Source organism: Solwaraspora sp. WMMA2059 (assembly GCF_027497315.1).
Lineage (GTDB): Bacteria > Actinomycetota > Actinomycetes > Mycobacteriales > Micromonosporaceae > Micromonospora_E.
In genome coordinates this window covers 2,805,789-2,826,707 of the sequence record NZ_CP114908.1, presented here as the reverse complement: position 1 = coordinate 2,826,707, position 20,919 = coordinate 2,805,789, and the positions used below count along the sequence as shown (strand labels likewise).

15 protein-coding genes are annotated in these 20,919 nt (G+C 69.3%); 10 read left to right on the top strand and 5 right to left on the bottom strand.

Annotation, left to right across the window (positions count from 1 at the left end):
• Positions 1-2: 2 nt before the first annotated feature.
• Entirely contained in the window at positions 3-224 is a 222-nt protein-coding gene (locus O7553_RS13070; protein WP_281555066.1) for a transposase, read from the bottom strand.
• A gap of 14 nt (positions 225-238) precedes the next feature.
• Entirely contained in the window at positions 239-583 is a 345-nt protein-coding gene (locus tag O7553_RS13065) for a transposase (RefSeq protein ID WP_281555065.1), read from the bottom strand.
• A gap of 130 nt (positions 584-713) precedes the next feature.
• On the opposite strand from O7553_RS13065, the gene O7553_RS13060 reads away from it, so the two are divergent.
• Together O7553_RS13060 and pglX are read left to right on the top strand one after the other, a co-directional pair.
• Complete coding sequence (locus tag O7553_RS13060; RefSeq protein WP_281551068.1) at positions 714-2,132, top strand: IS1380 family transposase; 1,419 nt, start codon at positions 714-716, stop codon at positions 2,130-2,132.
• 214 nt (positions 2,133-2,346) lie between these two features.
• Positions 2,347-4,329, top strand: coding sequence for a BREX-2 system adenine-specific DNA-methyltransferase PglX (pglX, locus tag O7553_RS13055; protein ID WP_281555064.1), 1,983 nt, complete (start codon positions 2,347-2,349; stop codon positions 4,327-4,329).
• Between the two features lie 71 nt (positions 4,330-4,400).
• On the opposite strand, the gene O7553_RS13050 is transcribed toward pglX, so the two are convergent.
• Positions 4,401-5,849: a PepSY domain-containing protein gene (locus O7553_RS13050; RefSeq protein WP_281555063.1), complete on the bottom strand. Its 1,449-nt coding sequence runs from the start codon at positions 5,847-5,849 to the stop codon at positions 4,401-4,403.
• Positions 5,850-5,915: 66 nt separating this feature from the next.
• On the opposite strand from O7553_RS13050, the gene O7553_RS13045 reads away from it, so the two are divergent.
• Positions 5,916-6,515, top strand: coding sequence for a DUF5134 domain-containing protein (locus O7553_RS13045; RefSeq protein ID WP_281555062.1), 600 nt, complete (start codon positions 5,916-5,918; stop codon positions 6,513-6,515).
• A 110-nt stretch (positions 6,516-6,625) separates the two neighbouring features.
• Here the strand turns inward: O7553_RS13045 and O7553_RS13040 are convergent, their stop codons facing one another.
• Together O7553_RS13040 and O7553_RS13035 are read right to left on the bottom strand one after the other, a co-directional pair.
• A complete protein-coding gene (locus O7553_RS13040) occupies positions 6,626-6,805 on the bottom strand; it encodes a DUF397 domain-containing protein (protein ID WP_281555061.1) in 180 nt (59 codons plus the stop codon).
• On the bottom strand, positions 6,802-7,584 hold the full coding sequence (locus tag O7553_RS13035; protein ID WP_281555060.1) for a helix-turn-helix transcriptional regulator: 783 nt from the start codon (positions 7,582-7,584) through the stop codon (positions 6,802-6,804). Before O7553_RS13035 ends, O7553_RS13040 begins: the two co-directional genes overlap by 4 nt.
• Before the next feature lie 354 nt (positions 7,585-7,938).
• On the opposite strand from O7553_RS13035, the gene O7553_RS13030 reads away from it, so the two are divergent.
• The 7 genes from O7553_RS13030 (at position 7,939) to O7553_RS13000 (ending at position 20,912) form a co-directional block, all read left to right on the top strand.
• A complete protein-coding gene (locus tag O7553_RS13030) occupies positions 7,939-8,403 on the top strand; it encodes a hypothetical protein (RefSeq protein WP_281555059.1) in 465 nt (154 codons plus the stop codon).
• Positions 8,396-8,665 (top strand): hypothetical protein, encoded by a 270-nt coding sequence (locus tag O7553_RS13025; protein ID WP_281555058.1) that lies wholly within the window; start codon positions 8,396-8,398, stop codon positions 8,663-8,665. Before O7553_RS13030 ends, O7553_RS13025 begins: the two co-directional genes overlap by 8 nt.
• A 212-nt stretch (positions 8,666-8,877) precedes the next feature.
• On the top strand, positions 8,878-12,216 hold the full coding sequence (locus O7553_RS13020; RefSeq protein ID WP_281555057.1) for a hypothetical protein: 3,339 nt from the start codon (positions 8,878-8,880) through the stop codon (positions 12,214-12,216).
• Complete coding sequence (locus O7553_RS13015; protein ID WP_281555056.1) at positions 12,213-17,201, top strand: DEAD/DEAH box helicase; 4,989 nt, start codon at positions 12,213-12,215, stop codon at positions 17,199-17,201. The genes O7553_RS13020 and O7553_RS13015 overlap by 4 nt, the downstream gene beginning before the upstream one ends.
• A 98-nt stretch (positions 17,202-17,299) precedes the next feature.
• Positions 17,300-18,457 carry a hypothetical protein gene (locus tag O7553_RS13010; protein ID WP_281555055.1) on the top strand — a complete coding sequence of 386 codons (1,158 nt, stop codon included), beginning with the start codon at positions 17,300-17,302 and terminating at the stop codon, positions 18,455-18,457.
• A 134-nt stretch (positions 18,458-18,591) separates the two neighbouring features.
• Positions 18,592-19,767, top strand: a complete 1,176-nt coding sequence (locus tag O7553_RS13005) for a DUF262 domain-containing protein (RefSeq protein WP_281555054.1) — start codon at positions 18,592-18,594, stop codon at positions 19,765-19,767.
• Positions 19,764-20,912: a DUF3696 domain-containing protein gene (locus O7553_RS13000; protein ID WP_281555053.1), complete on the top strand. Its 1,149-nt coding sequence runs from the start codon at positions 19,764-19,766 to the stop codon at positions 20,910-20,912. Before O7553_RS13005 ends, O7553_RS13000 begins: the two co-directional genes overlap by 4 nt.
• Positions 20,913-20,919 lie beyond the last annotated feature (7 nt).

Genomic DNA, 20,919 nt, shown 5'->3' with positions numbered 1-20,919 from the left:
CCTCACAAGAGGTGAATGTTTACGTCGTAGCCCTTGTCCGCGTGCAGCTTCACGGGCCGTCGGCGAGGCCGGCCGACCGGCTGACGCACCGGTGTGATGGCGTCGACCATCTCCTCGAGGAACTGTTGGTCGTTGACGTTCGCGGCGGAGATGTCGGCGTGCAGCGGGATCCCGTTGCGGTCGCTGACCGCGTGGATCTTGGAGCCTGGCTTGCCTCGGTCCACCGGGCTGGGTCCGGTCAGGTCCCCCCTTTTACCGCCCGTACGTGCATGGCGTCGATGCTGGCCCGTGACCAGTCCACGCGGCCGGCGGCGCCGAGTACGTCGAGGGTCGCCTGGTGGAACGCGGCCATGACTCCCTGAGCGACCCACTCGGTGAACCGACGGTGCGCGGTCTTCGACGAGATCGGGAACGACTCCGGTAGTTCGTCCCAGGCGCAGCCGGAGTCCAGGACGTACAGGATCGCCGCCAGCGTGGTCCGGTCGTCGATGCGTCGCCGGCCGCCGCCCTGATGGCGTTTCGGATGCTCGGGCAGCAACGGCTGCGCGAGGTGCCACAACGAGTCCGGGCAGTACTTCTCCACCCTGGATATTCACGGGGTCGTGATCTTGTAACGGTTTCGTGAGGCCCGGAAACGCGGAAGTGCCTGCCAGGCAAGGGAAAATGGTGATTGCGACATCTACCAGGATCTCTAGCGAGGAGGCACTTCCGACGTGCGTGAGCTTACCGGATGGTCGAAGGACCTGCGTGTCACCGCCGACGGTGACGGGGTGGTGGCGATGGTCGGGGTGGCGGGCCTACGCATGCTCGCCGACCGCACCGGCCTGACGGCGGGCATCTCCACCGTGCTAGCCAGGCCGGGATTCGATCCGGTCCATGACCGGGGCCGGGTCCTGACTGACATCGCGTGTTCGATCGCCGCTGGCGGGACAGACGTGTACGACATCGAGGCGCTACGGGCCCAGGCCGCGTTGTTCGGGCCGGTGGCCTCGGACACCACCGCCCTGCGCGCGCTGGGTGAGATCAGCGACAGCGGTCTGCACCGCATCGACGCCGCGCGGGCGAAGTCGCGCGCGCATCTGTGGAGCCTGCTACCGGCCGGCGTGCCGGAGGCGACCTACGCCGGTGGCCTGAGCATGGGCGAGACGATCGTGCTGCGGGTGGACGGCACCATCACCGTGGCCCATTCCCGCAAGGAACACGCCGAGGCGACGTTCAAGAAGACGTTCGGGTTCCACAGCCTCGGCGTGTGGATCGACAACACCGGTGAACTGGCCGCCCTGATGCCCCGCCCCGGCAACGCCGGGGCGAACACCGCCGCCGATCTGATCGAGGTCCTGCGCCAGGCCATCGCGCAGATACCCGCCGACCGACGCGACGACCTGCTGATCACCTCCGACGGTGCCGGCGCCTCACACACGCTCATCGACTGGCTGCACAGCCTCGACCAGACCGGTGGGCGTCGAGTGGCGTACTCGATCGGGTTCGACGTCGACGAACACGTCCGGGCGGCATGCAACCGCCGACCCGACGACTGGTGGGTCCCGTGCCTGTCCAACACCACCGGCGAGGTCATCGACGGCCTTCAGGTCACCGAGATCACCGACCTGCTCCGCGAGCGGCTGACCGGCCTGAAGTGGCCGAAGACGATGCGGGTCATCGTGCGCCGGCGCAAGCTGTTCGACCACGAACAGGCCACCCTGTTCGACACCTGCGGCTACCGGTACTCGGCGTTCGTCACCAACACCGGCGCCCACGGCCCGGACGGCCTGTCCGTGCAACGCGCCGACGCCCGTCACCGCGTACACGCCCGCGTCGAAGACGACGTACGCACCACCAAGGACACCGGCCTCGGGCATCTGCCGTCCAAACAATGGCAGGTCAACAAGGCCTGGTGCGCCGCCGTCACCATTGCCGTGGACCTCACCGCGTGGATGCGCCTCTACGCGCTGACCGGCGCCCTGGCCAAGGCCGAGCCCAAGACACTGCGTTACCGGATCTTCCAGACCCCCGCACGCCTGGTCCGCGCCCGCCGCTACCGGTGGCTACGCCTACCCCACACCTGGCCCTGGGCCACCGACCTGGCCACCGCCATCGAGATCATCCGCCGGATGCCCATGCCCGCCACCTGACCACCCACACCACCGCCCCGACGACCAGGAGGAACCCCAGGAGACCACGCCACCGGCGCGACAGCCGGCCCACAACCACACCCAACGGAGCCGATACATCCACCGCCAACGATGCAGACTCGCTGGTCATCGAACGGCGTCAGACCCACGAAGAATCAGGGTCCACATCACCCATACCGACCCAACGAATCACCCCGCGCTACAGCAACCCCAAATGAGATGCGGTCTAAGTGGCGGTGGTGCGGCGAACCTGTTGCAGGTGATCGATCAAGCAACGCCGAAGCTCGCGTCGGTCGTTGATGCGATCGGATTCATGGCAGTTACAAGAGCGGATGATGCTTACGTCGTCGGTCGATCACTAGGCGCTCGGATTGCACTGGATACCGCTGTTTATCCATTCGTTACAGGCACCTCCCTGCGAGACTATCTGGTAGTGGAAGCGGAGAGCTTGTTGTTTCCATACTGTGGCGACGGTAGCCGTGCGGGGATAGGGGTATCGGCGCAACGGCTGTTGTGGACCTGTCGTGCGCAGTTGAGGACTCGCCAAGCGCTATCTGGGACTCAGGAGGAAAGAGGGCTTGAGTGGTTCGAATACTCCGACTTCCATCCGACTAGGTGGTCGGCGCAGTCTAAGATTTCCTTTGCGGTAGTCGCGACACATAACCACTTCGTTCTTGAGCGCGGGAGTAAGGTCTTCAATCGCCATGCGCCGGTGATTAAGTTGGGGGAGAGGGCTTCGGAGGAGGATCACCTGCGGTTGCTCGGCGTACTCAACAGCTCGACGGCGTGCTTCTGGCTCAAGCAGGTCAGCCAGGACAAGGGGAACCGGGGTGGCGAGCGGTCGACAGCCCGATATGAGTGGGAGCACTTCTACGAGTTCACGGGGACGAAGCTGCAGGAGTTTCCGTTGCCGGCGGCGTACCCGTTGGGGGTGGCTCAGCAGATCGACGCGCTGGCGCAGCGGCTCGCGGCGGTGAGTCCGGCGGCGGTCGCCGCCGAGAGTGTGCCTACCCGGGACCGGTTGGCGGCGGCGCGCGACGAGTGGCATTCGACGCGGGCCCAGATGATCGCGTTGCAGGAGGAGCTGGACTGGCAGGTGTATCAGCTCTACGGCCTGCTCGACGAGGAGTTCACCGCGCCGGCCGGATCGGTGCCGGAGCTGCGGTTGGGGGAGCGGGCGTTCGAGATCGTGCTGGCCCGCAAGGTCGCGGCCGGCGAGGCGGAAACGGTCTGGTTCGACCGGCACGGGTCGACGCCGATCACCGAGATCCCGGCGCACTGGCCGCAGGAGTACCGGGCGGTGGTGCAGCGGCGGATCGATGTGATCGAGAGCAACCGCAACATCGGGCTGATCGAGCGGCCAGAGTGTAAGCGGCGTTGGTCCACCGACGGCTGGGACAAGATGGAGCAGGCCGCGTTGCGGGACTGGTTGCTCGACCGGTGCGAGGCGCGCGAGTTGTGGTTCCACACCGTCGACGGGATGGAGCAGCCGCGTCCCTTGACCGCCGCCGAGTTGGCCGACGAGTTGCGCCGCGACGCCGATGTGTTGGCGGTCGCCCAGCTGTACGCGCCCGGCCAGGATCTCGGCAAGGTGATCGTCGACCTGGTCGCCGACGAGCACGTGCCGCACCTGGCGGCGCTGCGCTACAAGCCGTCCGGTCTGGTGAAGAGGGCCGACTGGGAGCAGGTGTGGCAGCTGCAGCGCGAGGAGGACGCCCAGCCGGACGAGCCGGCGAAAAAGCGGGTGCGGGAGCGGATCCCGGTGCCGCCGAAGTACACGTCGGCCGACTTCGTCAAGAACAGCTACTGGCGGCATCGGGGGAAGCTGGATGTTCCAAAGGAGCGGTTCATCTCGTACCCGGGGGCGAGCCGCGACGGTGATCCGACGCTGCTGCTCGGCTGGGCCGGGTGGGACCACCGGGAGCAGGCGCAGGCGCTCGCCACGCTGATCGTGGCCCGTGAGCAGGAGGACGGCTGGGAGACCGACCGGCTGCTGCCGCTGGTCGCCGGTCTGCGTGAGGTGCTGCCGTGGGTGAAGCAGTGGCACAGCGAGTTCGACGTGGCGTGGAGCGCGTCGCCGGCTGACATCTACGCCGGCTTCCTCGACGAGACCACCAACCGGCTGCACCTGACCGACGAGGCGTTGACCTCGTGGCGCCCACCGAAGGCGACCCGAGGACGTAAAGCGAAGGCGTGACCCGTTGAGCCCTACCATCTCGGGTCGACCGGTGCCACTGCGGTCGACCCGAGATGGGGAGAAGGTGCCGGTCAGACCGTGCCGAAGAAGGACTTCAGCGCGGGCACCCGGCGGATGAGGAGCTGGTCCAGCGCCAGGACGACCAGCAGGGAAAGACCGAACAAGGGCAGGAAGACGCCGAGTACGACCATCGCGGCGAGCAGCACCCAGTTGCCCCAGACCGGGAGTTTCGCCCGCGGTGCGGCGAGGCCGGAGGCGGTGGCCCGGCGGGTCCACCACATCATGGGCCCGGTGACGCACATGAAGATCACGGCGAGGCAGAAGAGTGTGGACATGATCGTGTTGAAGGTGCCGAGGCGGCGTCCTTCGTGCAGGGCGATGCCCTGCGAGACCACCTTCGCCATCGCGCTGTAGTCGTCGTAGCCGTACTGGCCGACGACGTCGCCGCTGTACTGGTCGACGTGGATCGTCGTCTCCTGGGTCACGTCGGATTCGGCGGGATTGCCGACGTCGTACCACTGGCTGCTCATCACGCTGAACACCCCGGTCTCGCCCTCCGGGTAGAGGACGAGATACGGCCCGGGGGCACCCAGCGCCTGGGCCGCGCCGACCGCCCGGTCGATCGAGATCGGGGTGCCGCTTCCGGTGCTGCTGCCTTGCGGGGCGTTGCCGGAGGCCCACCCGGCGGGAGCCGACTGACCGTCGGCGTCCTCGATCTGCTGCCGGATGGTGGATTCGGCACCGGGGTCGTCGCCCCACAGCCCGGAGCCGGAGTCGGCGGCGATCTGCTGGGCCTGAGCACCCCATACACCGGTCCAGGGCAGCCCGGAGACGACCAGCAGCAGGATGCCGAGGCCGACGGGGAGCCCGACGAGGGCGTGGTAGCTGCGGAGCCGAGCACCGCGCTTGCCTTTGGTCTGTGCGCCACTGCGCGCCCGGCGGCCGAGGAAGAAGATGATGAACCCGGTGATCGTCAGCACGATGGCCCAGGAGGCACCGAGTTCGACGATGCGGTCGCCGAAGCCGCCGTCGCCGATGAGCAGGTCGCCGTGGACGCGTTCGGCCCAGGTGGAGATGAGCTGGTCCTGGCTGAGTTCGCCGGTGACGGTGGCGGTGTAGGGGTCGACGTAGATGTTGGTGCTGCTGCCGTCTTCGAGCCCGGCGACGAACAGGGTCGCCCGGTCGCCGGTGCCGTCCTGCACGGACAGGATGGGGCGGTCCGGGAATTCCGCGCGGACGGCTGCCTCCTGGGCCGACAGCGCCGTTCGTTCGGCGCCGTCGGCCACCGGCACCTGCAGCACCCCGGGGTGGGCGAGGGCGTCCACCTCTGCCCGGAACATGTAGGTCATGCCGCTGACGGCGAGGCAGAAGAGTACGGGTATGACGAGTACCGAACCGTAGAAGTGCCAGCGCCAGAACGCGGCGAACCAGTTGGTCTTGCGCGGCCGGGCCGGGGACGGGGGTGCCTCCCCGGGCGGGGTATCCCCGGAGGGCGGTGTCTCGGCTTCTACGGTGGTCATCGCGGTGGGCCCTTTCCCTGATCGTCCCGTTGTTCGGCGGCTTGGCCTGTGGTACTAGCTAGAGTCGTGCTGGAGACGCCCTGGGTTCCCGTCCTGACGATCGTTTTTCTGCTGACCGGGCTCGTCTGCGTCGGTGACCTGGTGATTCGTCGCCGTGGCGTGTCGCGTGACCAGGCGTTCTCTGACGCGGAGCTGATCGATATCAATCACTGCGTGATGAGCGCCGCGATGATCCTGATGGCCTGGCTGATGGTGGGTGGCGTGGTCGCCTGGGCGCAGGTCGCGATCTTCGGCATCCTGGTGCTCGCGTTGCTGCCCGGGTACGGGCGGGCGCGTGGCAGATCGGAGCGCATCGACGTGCTGGGCCACGTCACGCAGAACCTGGCGATGATCTGGATGCTCGCGGCGATGCCGACCCTGATGTCGGAGATGGGGATCGGCGGTGGCTCCGGGCACGTGCACGGGGTAGCCGCTGCCGGGGCGACGCCCACGCAGACTCCGGCGTGGGCGGACCTGACAAACGTCGTCTTCGTGGTCCTGAGCGCGGCCGGCGCGCTGTGGTGGCTGTACCGTGCCGCGACGACGTCCAACCATCGGCTGCATCTGCTGAGCTACGGCGTCATGAGCGCCGGCATGGCGACGATGCTGCTGCTGATGAACGTGTGAGATTGGCCGGCGGTACGGCGTCAGCCCCTGTCCGGCCCGCGTCGTGGGCCGGACAAGGGGCTACGGTGGCGCCGGTGGCCGGGCCGGTCAGTTGCCGGCCGGCCGGTGGTTCAGCGGTTGACGGTGATCTCGGCGAGGAACGACCGCCAGGCAGCCGGGGCGAAGGCGAGGGTGCCGCCGTCGCGGTCCTTGGTGTCCCGTACGTATACCCGACCGGGCAGGTTCTCGGCCACCTCGACACATCCGTTGGTGTCGCTGCGGCTCGACTTGTGCCATAGTGCACCGTTCATGTCCATTTCTCGGCCATCCTCTTGATCAGGTCTAGGCTCTGCTGGTACGGCAGGGCATGTCCTCGGGTCGACTCCCACGCGTCCTCCAGCTTGGCCGTGTCATACGGGGCCTCGATGATCCGACCGCGTAGGTAGCCGTCCAGGAACCCAACAGTACGCCCCTCGACAGTCGCGAGCACCAGGCCGCCATGAAGCCCGGCGTAGAGGCCAGTGCCGAGCGGGATCACATGTACCTGGACATTGGGCAGCTCGCATGCGGACACCAGCGCGTCGACCTGTTCCCGCATCACCTCTCGGCTGACAACTTCACGATGGAAGACCAGCTCGTCAACCACCGCGACAAGCCGGATCGGGCTGTCCTTGGTCAAGATCGACTGTCTGGCAATTCTTGCCTGGACCAGAGCGTCAAGATCGGATGCGGGTTCGTCAAAGATCCGCAGCACCTCCCGGGCATACGCCTCGGTCTGCAACAGTCCGGGCACGACGAACGGGTGGAAGACGCGAAGTAGGGTCGCTCGCGCCTCGTAATCGACGAATGGCTTCAACCACACGGGAGCGTGTTCGCCGATGACGAACTCGCGGTAGAACTTCATGAAGGCGGTGCCGAACACCTTGTCGACCATGCCCAGGTAGTTGGGCAGGGCGGGGCGTTCGCCGCGCTCGATGGAGCCGACGTGCTTCGCGGAGAAGTGGACGCGCTCGCCCCACGACTCCTGGGTGAGACCCATCGACTCGCGTACTCGCCGTAGCTCCGATATCAGATACTCGCTGCCGCTCACAAGCCCCTCGCATCCCTCGGATTCCCTCGTGCACACGCGGTGGAGACATCGCCGAGAGGCGTCCCCGTTGCGTGATTTCGCCAATCATCTTCCTCGACGAGCGCTGAGGCGTCCAGCATGGATTTCGGTCCTGTGGACAACTGCAAGATCAGGTTGAGTAATTGATCTTCGGGCTTCTATCAGATGGACTCTTGACGTTGCAAGGCTTTCGCATCCCTCAGTTTCCCTCGTGCTGGTCGAGGTTCGCGTCATGGGACTCCCGGCGTGCACGGGGTCACCGGTCGGGTTCCGCCAACCGTGACACCGAGTCCAGGGTGGATGTCACGACTCATTGGCTATCCAAGGAGGATCTTGGTGGTGCACAGGAACGACGGGATCGGCGGGACGCCCCGGCTGGCCCGCTACACGTCGATCGGGACGCCACGGCGTACCGATGCGACCCCCAATCGGCCGCCGCTGCCACGACGCACGCCGGGGGAGACGGACATCGGCCGCGACCCGCGGTTCCGGCTGACCGCCGCCCGTGCGGTCGCCCCCGCCCCGGCCAGTGCGCTCGACGCCGCGCTCGACCCCGGTGACACCGTGGTGGCGCAGGCGGTGCACCGGGCGCGGATCGACATCGCCGAACATCTGCCGTCGGCGCGGCTCGGCGAATGCCGCACCTGTGACGTCGCCGCGCCGTGCCGGCCGTTCCTGCGGTCGCTGGTCATCCTCGACCGCTGGGATCCGGGGAAGGCCCGGCGGGTGCGGGCGGTGCTGCAGCTGTCCGGGCTGATGCCGGACGGCTACCCGCACGGGGAGGACGACGACGATGTCTGACGAGCCGCTGCGGGTCGGTGAGACGCTGCACCTGGGCAAGGCCGACTGGGTGTACGGCGACTGTTCGATGCGGGTACGGGTGTCTGACATCCGCTACGGCGACGACAGCGACGAGTCGCCGGTGATCGGCGTCATCGCCACGATCGTCGGCGGTGGACGCGACGGCCGGATGGTGGCGATCGCGATCTACAAACAGGCGCTGACCCGGCCCGGAGTGCGGGAATCGGCGCGTGCCGTCAACGGGACCGACCCGTACCAGTGATAGAAGGCGGCTGCGGCCGGCGCGGCGCTGACACCCGTCGTCGGTGCCTGCCGTGCCGGCCGCGTCGGCGGGTGTGATGGGATTGTCAGCCCGACGGCGCTGACCGAACGGACACGGTCAGGTTCCGGAGGGACCTGTTTCCTTGAGTTGCTGCCGATACATCTGCATAGTCGCGATACGGCCCAGATCGCCTATTCGTCAGGGGGACCGTGGTGCGGGCATCCGACTATCTCCACGATCGGGAGCGTGAGTGGGCGCCGGCGCTGCGGGCGGTATCGCTGGTCGCCGAGATCGCGGTGCCCGAGCTCGAAGCCCGCCGAGCGGTCAGTGCGCTGGGAAAACTGTACGGCGTGGGCAGCGAGTATGAGCAGCGTCAATGCCTGCACTACCGCTACCCGGCCTGCCTGCTGGTCGGCCTCAGCGGGATCGGTGCGTCCCGCTACGAGCAGGGCAACTACTGGGGTGCCGTGCGTGAGCACACCCGCCACCAGGTCGACCAGACCGCCTGGGGGGCGGCGTTCCGGGCCAACCTGGACCAGTTCGGCCTGGCCCGATTCCCCGGCCTGCCGCAGATCAACGTCGGTGAAATCCTCATGCACGGCGGGATTCCCGCCTACTGCCTGGGTGATCTGCTGAACCTGCTGCTGCAACGACAGTCTCGCGAACCCGGCACCACTGTCGCCGACTTCTTCGCCTGGGCGTTGACACCCGGCCGGGAATCGCGACTGAACACCCTCGACATGCCGGTGCGGCGGCTGCTGCAGCACGGCGGCGAATACGCCGAAGACCTCGTCGACCGCTGCATCGACCTGCTGGACCGGTTCCGCGCGCCGGCGTTCACCGCCGACGGGCTCGGCCTGCCGCCGTACCTGATCGACCAGGCCCGCCGCTGCGTCGACGACGGGCAGCTCGACTGGGCCGGCACCGCGACCCGCACCGGCCCCGCCGCCGGGGGCACCGGCGGGACGGCGCCCCCCCGACCGCACGTGGAGCTGGAGCCGTACGGCCGGGGCCTGCTGGTGCGGCTGCCGGCGGTGCCCGACGCACCCGGCGGCCGGGTCGAATGGCGGGTCCGGGCCGGCGAGGACGTCCACACGATCATCAGCCGATCCCGGATCCCCGGTGACGTCGACACCGCGCCACCGGCCGTCGCGACGATCTCCCGGCCGGTGCGGCAGGTCACCGTCGAACTCGCCGCGATCGAGCGGGAGTTCGAACTCGACCTGATCGACCCCCGCGAACCGATGCTGATCTTCACCGACGAAGGCCGACGGGTGCCGCTGACCTCCAGCCTGCCGCCGGAGCCGGTCTGGATCCTGCACGCGGCGCACGACGGCAACAACCAGCCGGTCACGCTGCACATCGACCGGGCCGCCGCCGCGTCCACTGGCGCAGGCGGTGCCGGCCCGGCGGCCGACGACGACCTGCCGGTGCCGTACGGCTGGTTCGGCTGGACCCTGCGCCGAGTCGACCTGGCGCAGGTCACCGCGCTGCGGATCGCCGACGGACCGGACCGGCGAGTCGGCACCGCCCGGCGAGCCCAGCTGCGCCTCAGCCCGCCGCTGCCCGACGTGACCAGCCTCGCCGGCACCCCCGTATACGGTGCCGCGCCGCGACTGTTCCTGCCGACCGAGGCCGGCGTGGCCACCGAATGGTCGATCCGGGTCCGCCGGCCCGGCGGCGCCGAACTGCTCCCCGCCACCAGTGTGCGGATCACCGACGACACCGTCACCGACCCGTGGCAGCAGCTGCCCCGGCCACTCGTCGGCAGCTACGAGATCACCGTCCGGGGCCCCCTCGGCCGGGGCCTGTCACGCACCATCGACCTCGCCGAAGGGCTGACCGTCGCCGGCCACCCGGTGTGGCGGGAGTTGCGGCCCGACGGGCTCGCGCCGGCGACCGTCCGGCTCGGCGCGACCGCGTCGGCGCTGCGGGTCGATCCGCCGCTGACCCGGCTCGACCCGACCCAGACCAGCGCCGATGTGCAGCTCACCGCCGCCGGACACACCGCGACAGTACGGGTCACCCCGCCGCACATGTCCGTCCAGTGGGTCAGCGCCGGCCGCACCACCCCGTGGACGCTGCAGCCGCTGCGCCTGGACACCGAAACCGTCGGCGACGGCGAACTGCTGGTCCGGCTGCCGGCGGCAGTCGACGCCGACCTCGTCGTGGCCAGCGGCGGCCAGCAACGGCAGACCGTCGCCTCCCGGGCCACCTACGGCCAGCCACTCGCCCGGTTCCCGCTCGCCGCGATCGCCGACACCGTCCGGGTCTGCGGCTCCGCCCAGCTCTCGGTCCGCCTGGGCGGCCAACAGTTCCCGGTCGCCCGGTGCCTGCCCCGACAACTCGCCCGCACCGTCCACCTCAAAGACGACCAGCTGGCCCTCGACGACGCCAGCCCGGTCAACGGGCTGACCGCCGGCGTCTACCAGGTGCTGGCCCCGTGGCGGCCACCGCACGTCACCCCGATCGGCACCGACCTGGCCAGCGAGCCGCTGCCCGCCGACCTGACCCGGGCCGGGCCGCTCGCGGTGCTGCTGCGCGTCGACGACCCGTGGCTGCCCGAACCCTGGCCCGACTGGCCCGGACAGGACAACAGTTTCACCGTCGACGGCGACTGGGACCCGCCGCTGCCCGACACCCCCGACACGGCGCTGTCGCGTCACCTGGCCGGGCTGACCGACCTGCCGGACCGCCCCGACGTCGCCCCGCTGATCTTCCCGCTGTACCGCCGCGCCGAGGACCTGCGCCGCCACGGCGTCACCGTCGCCGTCCGCGACACCGCCGCCGTGCTGCGCCGACACCCGGTCGCCGCGCTGACCGCGTTGACCCGCTCCCGGTCACCCGCGTCCGAACTGGTGGCCCCGCTGGTGCACTCCGCGCTGGTGGCGCTACCGCCGCTGGCCTACCTCGGCGCAGCCGACGAGGCGAGGCTGTGGCAGACCAGCCCGCTGGCGGCGCTGCTGGCCACCGCGTACCGGATCGGGGTCACCGCAGCCGGCGACGACCTGCACGAACGGGCGGCGACGGCGTGCGGCGACGTGCTCGACAAGCTCCTGGCCGGTGAGCCCGACCCGCACCGGGTGGTCGGCCGCTTCGACCAGGCCGCGCAGCAGATCGCCCGGCTGCCGGCCGAGCAGCTCGACGAGCTCTGGCGGGCGATGCGGATCGTCCCCGGTGGACTCCTCGACGCCGACGAACGGGTCGCCGCCGCCCGCCGGCTGTTCGACGTGCGAAACCGGCCCGGCGTGGCCCGGGTCGCCGCCGCCGCCGACCTGCTGCGCACCCTGCGGCCCGCACTGGCCGCCGCCGGCGGCCCGGCCGTCGACGCGGCGGTCGGGGCCCGGCAGTGCGGCCCCGGCTGGCCGGACCTGCCGGCACTGTCGCTCGCGTTCGCCTTCACCGCCCGGCTGATCGCCCGGGACCGACTGCCGGCCGCCCTGCTGACCCGGACCACAGCGCACCACGCGACCCTGGCCCGCCACGCCCCCGACCTGACCACCATCGACATCTTCCTCGCCGAACTCACCCTCACCGGAGACGCCGAATGATCCTGGATCCCCTGGCCACCAGCGACGACATCGTCGCCACCTATCAGCGGTACCTGCGCAGCCTGGTCGAGCCGAGAGATCCTCGGCTCGCCGCCGCACTGGACACCGCGATCGCCGACGCGATCAGCCAGGAGATCACCAAAGGACCACTGCTGGAAGCCACCCCGCCGTACCGCACCGGGCGCACCCCGCGTCAGCTCATCGACGCCGGGGCGCTGCACCCGGGCGTCGCCGCGCTCGGCGCCGGCCTGGCCCTGGACCGGCCGCTGTACCGGCACCAGGAACGGGCGATCGGCAAGGTACGGGCCGGGCGCAACGTCGTCGTCGCCACCGGCACCGGGTCGGGCAAGACCGAAAGCTTTCTGCTGCCGATCCTGGACCGGCTGATGGCGCAGCGGGCCGCCGGCACCCTCGGCCCCGGTGTCCGGGCGCTGCTGCTCTACCCGATGAACGCCCTCGCCAACGACCAGATGAAACGGCTGCGCACCCTGCTCGCCGGAGCCCCCGACATCACCTTCGGCCGCTACACCGGCGAAACCAGGCACACGCTGCGCGAGGCCGCCGAGGTCTTCGCCCACCAGCACCCCGGTGAGCAGCGGCTGCCCAACGAACTACTCAGCCGCGAACAGATGCAGGCCACGCCGCCGCATCTGCTGCTGACCAACTACGCCATGCTGGAATACCTGCTGCTGCGGCCACTGGACATGGACCTGTTCGAAGGCGACCACGCCGGCCACTGGCAGTTCATCGTCGTCGACGAAGCCCACGTCTACGACGGGGCGCGCGGCGCCGAACTGGCGATGCTGCTGCGTCGGCTCGTCGACCGGGTCGGTCAGGGCCGGTCCGTGCAGTGCATCGCCACCAGCGCCACCGTCGGCGGCGACCTGGCGGCCGTCGCCGATTTCGCCAGCTCCCTGTTCCCGGTGCCGTTCCAGCATGACCCGGCCGACGCCGCCGCGCAGGACGTCATCACCGCCGAACGGGTGGAGGTGCCGGCCGGGCCGGAATGGGGTCCACTGCCCGCCGCCGCGTACCGGCAGCTGCGCGAGGCCCCGTCGCCGGCCGCCGCCCTGCTGGAGCACGCCCGCCGCGACGGCGTGCCCGCCATGTCGGATGTGCCGGCTGCCTCGGCCGTGCCGGTCGGGTCGGCAGATGACGCCGCCGCCGCGGTGCTGGAGCAGGAGCAGCGGGTACGCCGCCTCAAACGGCTGCTTTCGCACGGGCCGATGCCGCTGCGTGAGGTCGCCAAGGCGCTGTTCCCCGACGCCGACCAGGCGGCCGTCACCGACCTCGTCGCACTCGCCAACGCCGTACACGACAGCACCGGCACCCCGGTGCTGTCCGCCCGCTACCACCTGTTCGCCCGCGCCACCGAAGGCGCCTTCGCCTGCCTCGGCGCGAACGGCCCGCACGTGAGCCTGACCCGGCACGAACGCTGCACCCACTGCGGCGACGCCGCCTTCGAGATCGGCACCTGCCGCCGGTGCGGCACCGAACACCTGGCCGGCACCGTCGAACGGGTCGGCAGCACCGCCGTCTTCCGGTCCCGCCGCTCCCGCGACGAACAACAGACCTGGCTGGCCCTCGTCGACGACGTGACCACCGACGAGGACGAGGAGACCCTGCAGACCAACAGCGTCGCCAAAGCCAGCGAGACCGGTGCGCTCTGCGCCCGCTGCGGGGTGTTCCAGGTCGGACCGGCCGGCAACTGCCCACAATGCCCCGGAGGTCCGATGCGGACGGTGCGGTTCGTGCGGCAGAACGCCGAAGCACTCACCTCCTGCGTCGGCTGCGGCGGACGCGGCGACGGACTCATCCGGTTGTTCGCCAGCGGCAACGAGGCATCCGCCTCGGTGCTCGCCACCGCCCTCTACCAGCGGCTGCCGCAGGCCACCGACGCGGCGCAGCAGGCCCGCCCCGGCGGTGGCCGCAAAGTGCTGCTGTTCAGCGACAGCCGCCAGTCGGCGGCCTACTTCGCCCCGTACCTGGAAGACTCCTACCAGCGGGTGCAGCGCCGCCGCCTGCTGCGCGAAGGCGCGCTCGCCGCCGCCGCCCGAGGTGACGCCGAGATCCGGCTCGACGACGTCGTCCACGACACGGCCCGCGCCGCCGACCGCTACGGCATCTTCCAACGCCGCGACTCCGCCCAGGCCCGTCGCCGGCAGGTCGCCCTCTGGGCGCAGACCGAGATCGTCGGCGTCGACGAACGCAACTCCCTCGAAGGGCGCGGCCTGCTCGCCTGGGGCATGTCCCGCGACCCCGCCTGGCAGGCACCCCAACCGCTGATCAGCCTCGGGCTGACCGAGACGGAAGTGTGGGCACTGCTCGACGAACTGCTGCGCTCCGTACGGCTGCAGGGAGCCGTCGCCGCCCCCGACGGGGTCGACCCGCGCGACGAGGCGTTCGCACCCCGCGTCGGGCCGATCTACCTGCGCGGCACCGGCTCCGACGCCCGCCGTAAGGTGCTGAGCTGGCTGCCGACCAGCGGCACCAACCGGCGGGTCGACTACCTGCGGCGGGTCCTCGCCCGCCTCGGTGTCACCGCCGACCCGCACCAGCTCCTCGACGGCATCTGGCGGCTGCTGACCGTCGGGCCGATGAGCGAACTGCTGCGGCCCAGCCTCGAACCCGGCATCGGGCAGGTCTACCAGCTCGACCATGAACTCATCACCTGCACGGTCCCGGGCGACGACCACCCGGTGTGGCAGTGCGGCACCTGCCGGCGGATCACCCCGTACACCGTCCGAGGAGTCTGCCCGACCATGAAGTGCGTCGGGGAGCTGACCCGCTGGGTGCCGCCGCCGGCCGACGTCGACCACGACCACTACCGGTCGGTGTACCGGGAGATGAACCCGGTGCCGATGCGGGTGCTCGAACACACCGCTCAGTGGACCAGCGAGCAGGCCGCGTTCATCCAGCAGCAGTTCGTCGAGGGCAAGGTCAACGCGTTGTCCTGCTCCACCACGTTCGAGCTCGGCGTCGACGTCGGCGAGCTGCAGGCCGTCATGCTGCGCAACATGCCACCCACCACCGCCAACTATGTGCAGCGGGCCGGGCGGGCCGGTCGGCGCACCGACTCGGCGGCCCTGGTGCTGACGTACGCGCAGCGCCGGTCACATGACCTGTCGCGGTTCGCCGAACCGGACCGGATGATCGCCGGTGAGGTCCGGGCGCCGTACGTGCCGCTGACCAACGTCCGGATCGACCGCCGGCACGCCCACTCGGTGGCCCTGGCCGCGTTCTTCCGGCACCACTTCCGCACCTACGGCACCATCTGGCGTACGGCGGGGGAGTTCCTGCTCGCCAGCGATGACGGCGTCGCGCCGGTGACGTTGGTCGCAGGCTTCCTCGACCCGGTACCGGCGGAGATCGTCGAATCGCTGGACCGGGTGCTGCCGGCCGAGGTCCGCGACGAGATCGGCGTCGCCTCCGGCGACTGGGTCACCCACCTGGTCGGCCTGCTGGAGTCGGTGCGTGCCGAGCTGCAGAACGACGTCGACATCTACGAGGAGAAACGGGCCGAGGCGTTCGCCGCCCGCAAGGACGACAGCGCCGCCCGGTTCGGCCGGGTGATGAAGACGATCACCGGCCGGGAACTGCTCGGCCTGCTCGCCAACCGCAACGTCCTGCCCAAGTACGGCTTCCCGGTCGACACCGTCGAACTGCGGCTCACCTTCGCCGACGACCAGATGTCCCGCCAACTGGAGCTGTCCCGGGACCTGTCGTCGGCGATCTACGAGTACGCGCCCGGTGCCGAGGTGGTCGCCGGTGGACAGACCTGGCAGTCGGCCGGGGTGTACCGGCTTCCCGGCCGGGACCTGGAACGGCGCCACTACGCCGTCTGCGCCGGCTGCGGCCACTACCGGGACTCGATCGAGCGGCTCGACCCGCAGTGCCCGGCCTGCGGGGCACCGGCCACCGGCGTCCCCCGGCAGTACGCGGTACCGGTGTTCGGGTTCGTCGCCGACCGGTCCGGGGGCCGGCGGCCCAGCACCGCGCCCCGGCGCACCTGGCACGGCGCCACCCACGTGGTCTCCACCGGCGCCGAGATCTTCGAGGACAAGGTCGACCTGCCGGGCGGCTCCGTGACGGTGCGGGCCGGCTCCCGCGGCGAACTGATCGCTATCAGCGACGGTTCCGGTGGCGCCGGCTACCTCATCTGCGACCGATGCGGGTTCGCCCAGTCCAACACCAGCAAGAAGCAGCGCCAGCACTCCAGCCCGCTCACCGGCCGGGACTGCCGGGGCCGGTTGGAACTGCTGTCGCTGGCCCACAAGTACCAGACCGACGTGCTCGACCTCAGTGTCGACAGCGCCGCGCTGGGCGGTATCGACGACAACGGTTGGCGGTCGCTCGCGTACGCGGTCGTCGAAGGGGCGGTGCAGGCGCTGGAGATCTCCCGCGACGACATCGACGCGACGGTGTACCGGACCGAAGCCAACCGCAGCGTGATCATGTTGTACGACACCGTGCCGGGCGGTGCCGGACACGTGCAACGGATCGCGGCGCGGGTACGTGACGTCCTCGACGAGGCGCTGCGGCGGGTCCGCGACTGCGAATGCGGGGTGGAGACCAGCTGCTACCGGTGTCTGCGGGTGTTCCGCAACGACCGCTACCACGAGCACCTGCGCCGTGGTGTCGCCGCCGATGTGCTGGGTCGGCTGCTCGGCCGAGACGACCAGACCCCGCTCGGCGCGCTGCGGGTCACCCTCGCCGAGCACGCGGCCGCGGTCGACGCCGACCGCAGGTTCCTGATTGACGACGTACCCGGTGAGGTGTTCGAACCGGTGACCCCCGGCCAGCTGGACCTGTACGAGGGGCGGATCGTGTTCGCCCGGCGGGCCGGGGCGGCGGCGGTCGGTCGGCTATGGCTGCGTCGCGACGGCGAGAACGGCGACATCGTCGGCGCGGGGGTCGAGCCACTGGCCGGCGAACCGTTGGACGGCCTCGACGACCTTTCCCTCATCGGCGTCGCGCTGCTCTGACCAGGGCACACCGCCGTACGCGTGTCGCCGGACCTCATCACCAGATGTCGCCTAACGTGCAGTGTTGGTGACATTTGGTGACGATGGGGGTGGTGCTCGTGTCAACTGGGGCATGGTGGACGGCGGAAGACGTCGCCAACGTCGAGAAGGACCTGGCCCGGCATCCCAAGTCCGGCCTGTGGAGCTACACCAGTCCGGCGGAGATGGCCCACTGGGTTTTCGCCGATCCGGCCCTGCCTGCGGCTGGGGAGTCGGCGGCACCGAGCGCGGATCCACTCGGTGCCGACCTCGACGAGGCGGCGCGTGCCTCGTGGGCACTCGCCGGCTGGTACATCCGGATGACCGTGCCGAAGCCGATCGAGACCGACGGCAAACTGTGGTTCCTGAACCAGCGGCGGGTACGGGGCCGGTCGCTGCTGCGGGTGACCCTCGGCCGGCTGGAGACACTGTGGCTCTACGAGGACGGCGACGGGATCAACTTCCACCTGGACAAGGCTGCCCTCGATGCGGCCTTCGACACCGGTGTCATCGACGAGGACGCCTGGGTCACCCGGGTCGCCGAATATGAGAACGACCCGTACGACACCCTGCGGGGCGAGAAGATCGGCTGCGTGTGCGACACCGTCGAAGGCGCGTTGTGGGCGCTGCGGCAGCCACCGGTCCTCGCTGCGGCGCGGCTGCTCAACGTCAAGTGTCTGGCGGTCGGCGGCTTCTCGTTCCAACGGCTGCACCGGCCGGAGCGGCTGGCCCTGGCCTGGTCCGCCGGGCAGGTGCACTTCGATTCCCTGATGCCGCAGCCGGTACCGGGGGCGGCGTTCGATCGTCCGTACCGGTCTCCGGTGGTGGACCCGGCGGCGCTGACCGACATCCGGGCCTTCGACAAGCAGCCGTACGTGGCCGGGTGCGACGAGCACGACCGGCTGAGCCGCTGGCTGATCGACACTCTGGCCGCCACCGGTGTTTTGGTGGGCACCGGGCTGGCGAAGGTGCCGGTGGACCTGGCCTGGCAGGACGCTGACGGCCGGCAGTACATCGCGGAGGTCAAGAGCCTCGTCGGTGCCAGCCCGGAGGATCAGCTGCGACTCGGTCTCGGGCAGGTACTCGAGTACCGCCACCGGCTGTCCCTGCTCGACCGGGTGGTCACCCCGATTCTGCTGACCTCGGCTCCGGTCGACGTGGTGTGGCGGGACATCTGCCGGGACAACGGGGTGACCCTGCTCGTCGACGGCGACCGATTCCCGGGACGGTCCCAGTAGAGCTCGGTGGGGCTCGGTCGACTCCGGGTTGGGAACGGGAAGTTCGGGCAGTCGGCTAGGCTCACGGCGGTGGCCCCAGCGCGCGTGACGCTTGGCTGTACTGCTGTGAATCGAGGTGCGCGATCATTTCATCCGTGACCGACGATGTCGTCGAGGAGCTTGACTCCCTCGGCCTGCGCACGGGCATCGAGATCGAGGAGGATCCCGACGCCCGCGAGGGCGTGTCAGGCGAAAGCATCCGTACCCCGTTCGATCCGGAAAAGATCGACGTGGTGACTCGTAACACCACCGTAGACCTGCTGCTGTCCAGGGTGCGGAGCGGGCGGATCGACCTGCAGCCTGACTTTCAGCGGCGCGCGGGCATCTGGAAAGCCAGCAACAAGAGCCGACTCATCGAGTCGTTGCTGCTGAGGATCCCACTGCCGACATTCTACGCCGCCGAAGGCGACGACGAGGTCTGGGCAATGGTCGACGGGATCCAGCGGTTGACCAGCATCGTGGAGTTCATCGAGCCGAAGTCGATCGGGGCGCAGCCGCTACGGCTGCGTGACCTGGAATATCTTGGTACCGAGTACAACGACGCCGTGTTCGCGGATCTCCCCGGTCGGCTGCAGACCCGGCTGCGAGAGACCGAGCTGATCGTGCACCTCATCCGGCGTGGTACGCCGGATGAGGTCAAGTTCAACATCTTCGCCCGCATCAACACTGGTGGACTTCCGCTCTCCCGCCAGGAGTTGCGACACGCCCTGATACCTGGGCAGGCCCGCGACATCCTCCGTGACTGGGCCGGGTCCGAAGTGTTCCGGCAGGCGACCGGTAACAGTGTCCGTAGCGAGCGGATGGCCGACCGTGAGATGGTCCTGCGGTTCATCGCGTTTCAGCTCACCGATCCATACAGGTACGGCGAGGAGGATTTCGACGCCTTCCTGCGCAGTTCGATGAAGCGCCTTAACGCCTTGCCGCGTTCCGAGTCGGACGCGCTCTGGACCAGGTTTGAGAGGTCGATGGTGGCGGCGGCTGAGATCTTCGGGGTCCACGCCTTTCGCAAACGGGACCGCGCAGGTGGTGAGCGGAAGCACCCGATCAACAAAGCGCTGTTCGAATCGGTTGCGGGCAACCTCGCCGCCATGTCGGATGACGAGCTGGATCGTCTTGTGCAACGTCGCAAGGCGGTGGGAGAGAACATTGTTCAGCTGATGGGGGATGTGGACTTTCAACTGTCGATCAGTCAGGGAACCGGTGACCCTGGGCGGGTCCGTCGACGTTTCGCGACGATCCGGGCGGTTCTGCATACGGTCGGTAACTCATGATTGATGGCGTACGGCTGCGCAACTTCAAAGCGTTCCGGGAACTCGAGCTCCGGCTCGGTCCGCTCACCTTGTTGACCGGGGTCAACGCCGCCGGTAAGAGCACGATCATCCAAAGCCTGGCGCTGGTGCGGCAGAGCTACGACGAAGGCATGCTCGACGCCGGTGGTGGGTTCCTACTCAACGGCGACTTGGTGGAGCTGGGTGTCGGGCAGGACGTGCTGCACGAGGACTACACGGATGGGCGAGACGACGCGCCGATCCCGATCATGGTCGGCTGCACCGTCGGTTCCCGTGACCTCTGGTGGCGGGCCGAGTACGAAACCAGTCGGGATCGTGAGGCGGATCTGCTGCGGTTCGCTGCGGGCCAGCCCCTGCCGGGCATCGCAAGGGACGTGGCTGGCGGGCTCCTGGGGAGCGGGTTTCAGTTCCTGAAGGCTGACCGTATCGTTCCCGCCGTCCACTACCCGAAGTCCTACCAGGCGGTTATTCGCAGAGGTTCGCTGGGCGCGCGAGGCGAGCACACCGTCAACTTCCTCAGGGCACGACGTGATGATCCGGTGGCTGCCTTGCCGGTGCGGCATCCCAGGGCGAAATCCACCGGTCTGCTCGACCAGGTCGAGGCCTGGCTGCAGGCGGTGTGCCCCGGAGTCAACCTGATCGCGGAGGACGTGCGCGGAACAGATTTCGTCAAGCTGAGCTACGGATTCGGCGGGACCGCTGGGATCGGTTCGTCGAACATCCGGTACCGGCCGACGAACGTCGGGTTCGGACTCACCTACGCCTTGCCGATCATTGTCGCCTGCGTCGCAGCCGGACCCGGTAGTCTGATCATGCTGGAGAATCCGGAAGCTCATCTGCACCCTCGGGGTCAGACCGCGATGGCGCGACTGGCCACGCTGGCCGTCGCGGCGGGTGCCCAGGTCCTCATCGAGAGCCACAGCGACCATATCCTCAACGGGATCAGGCTGGCGGTCAAGGAGTCGGTCGTCGGCCCGGACAGTGTGGCGCTGCACTACTTCGATCGAGACGATCACGGCAAGATCGAGACGAGCTCGCCGCAGATTGATGTGGACGGTATGCTCTCGCGGTGGCCCATCGGTTTCTTTGACGAATGGGACAGAGCACTCGATCGCCTGCTTGACTGACCCTGAT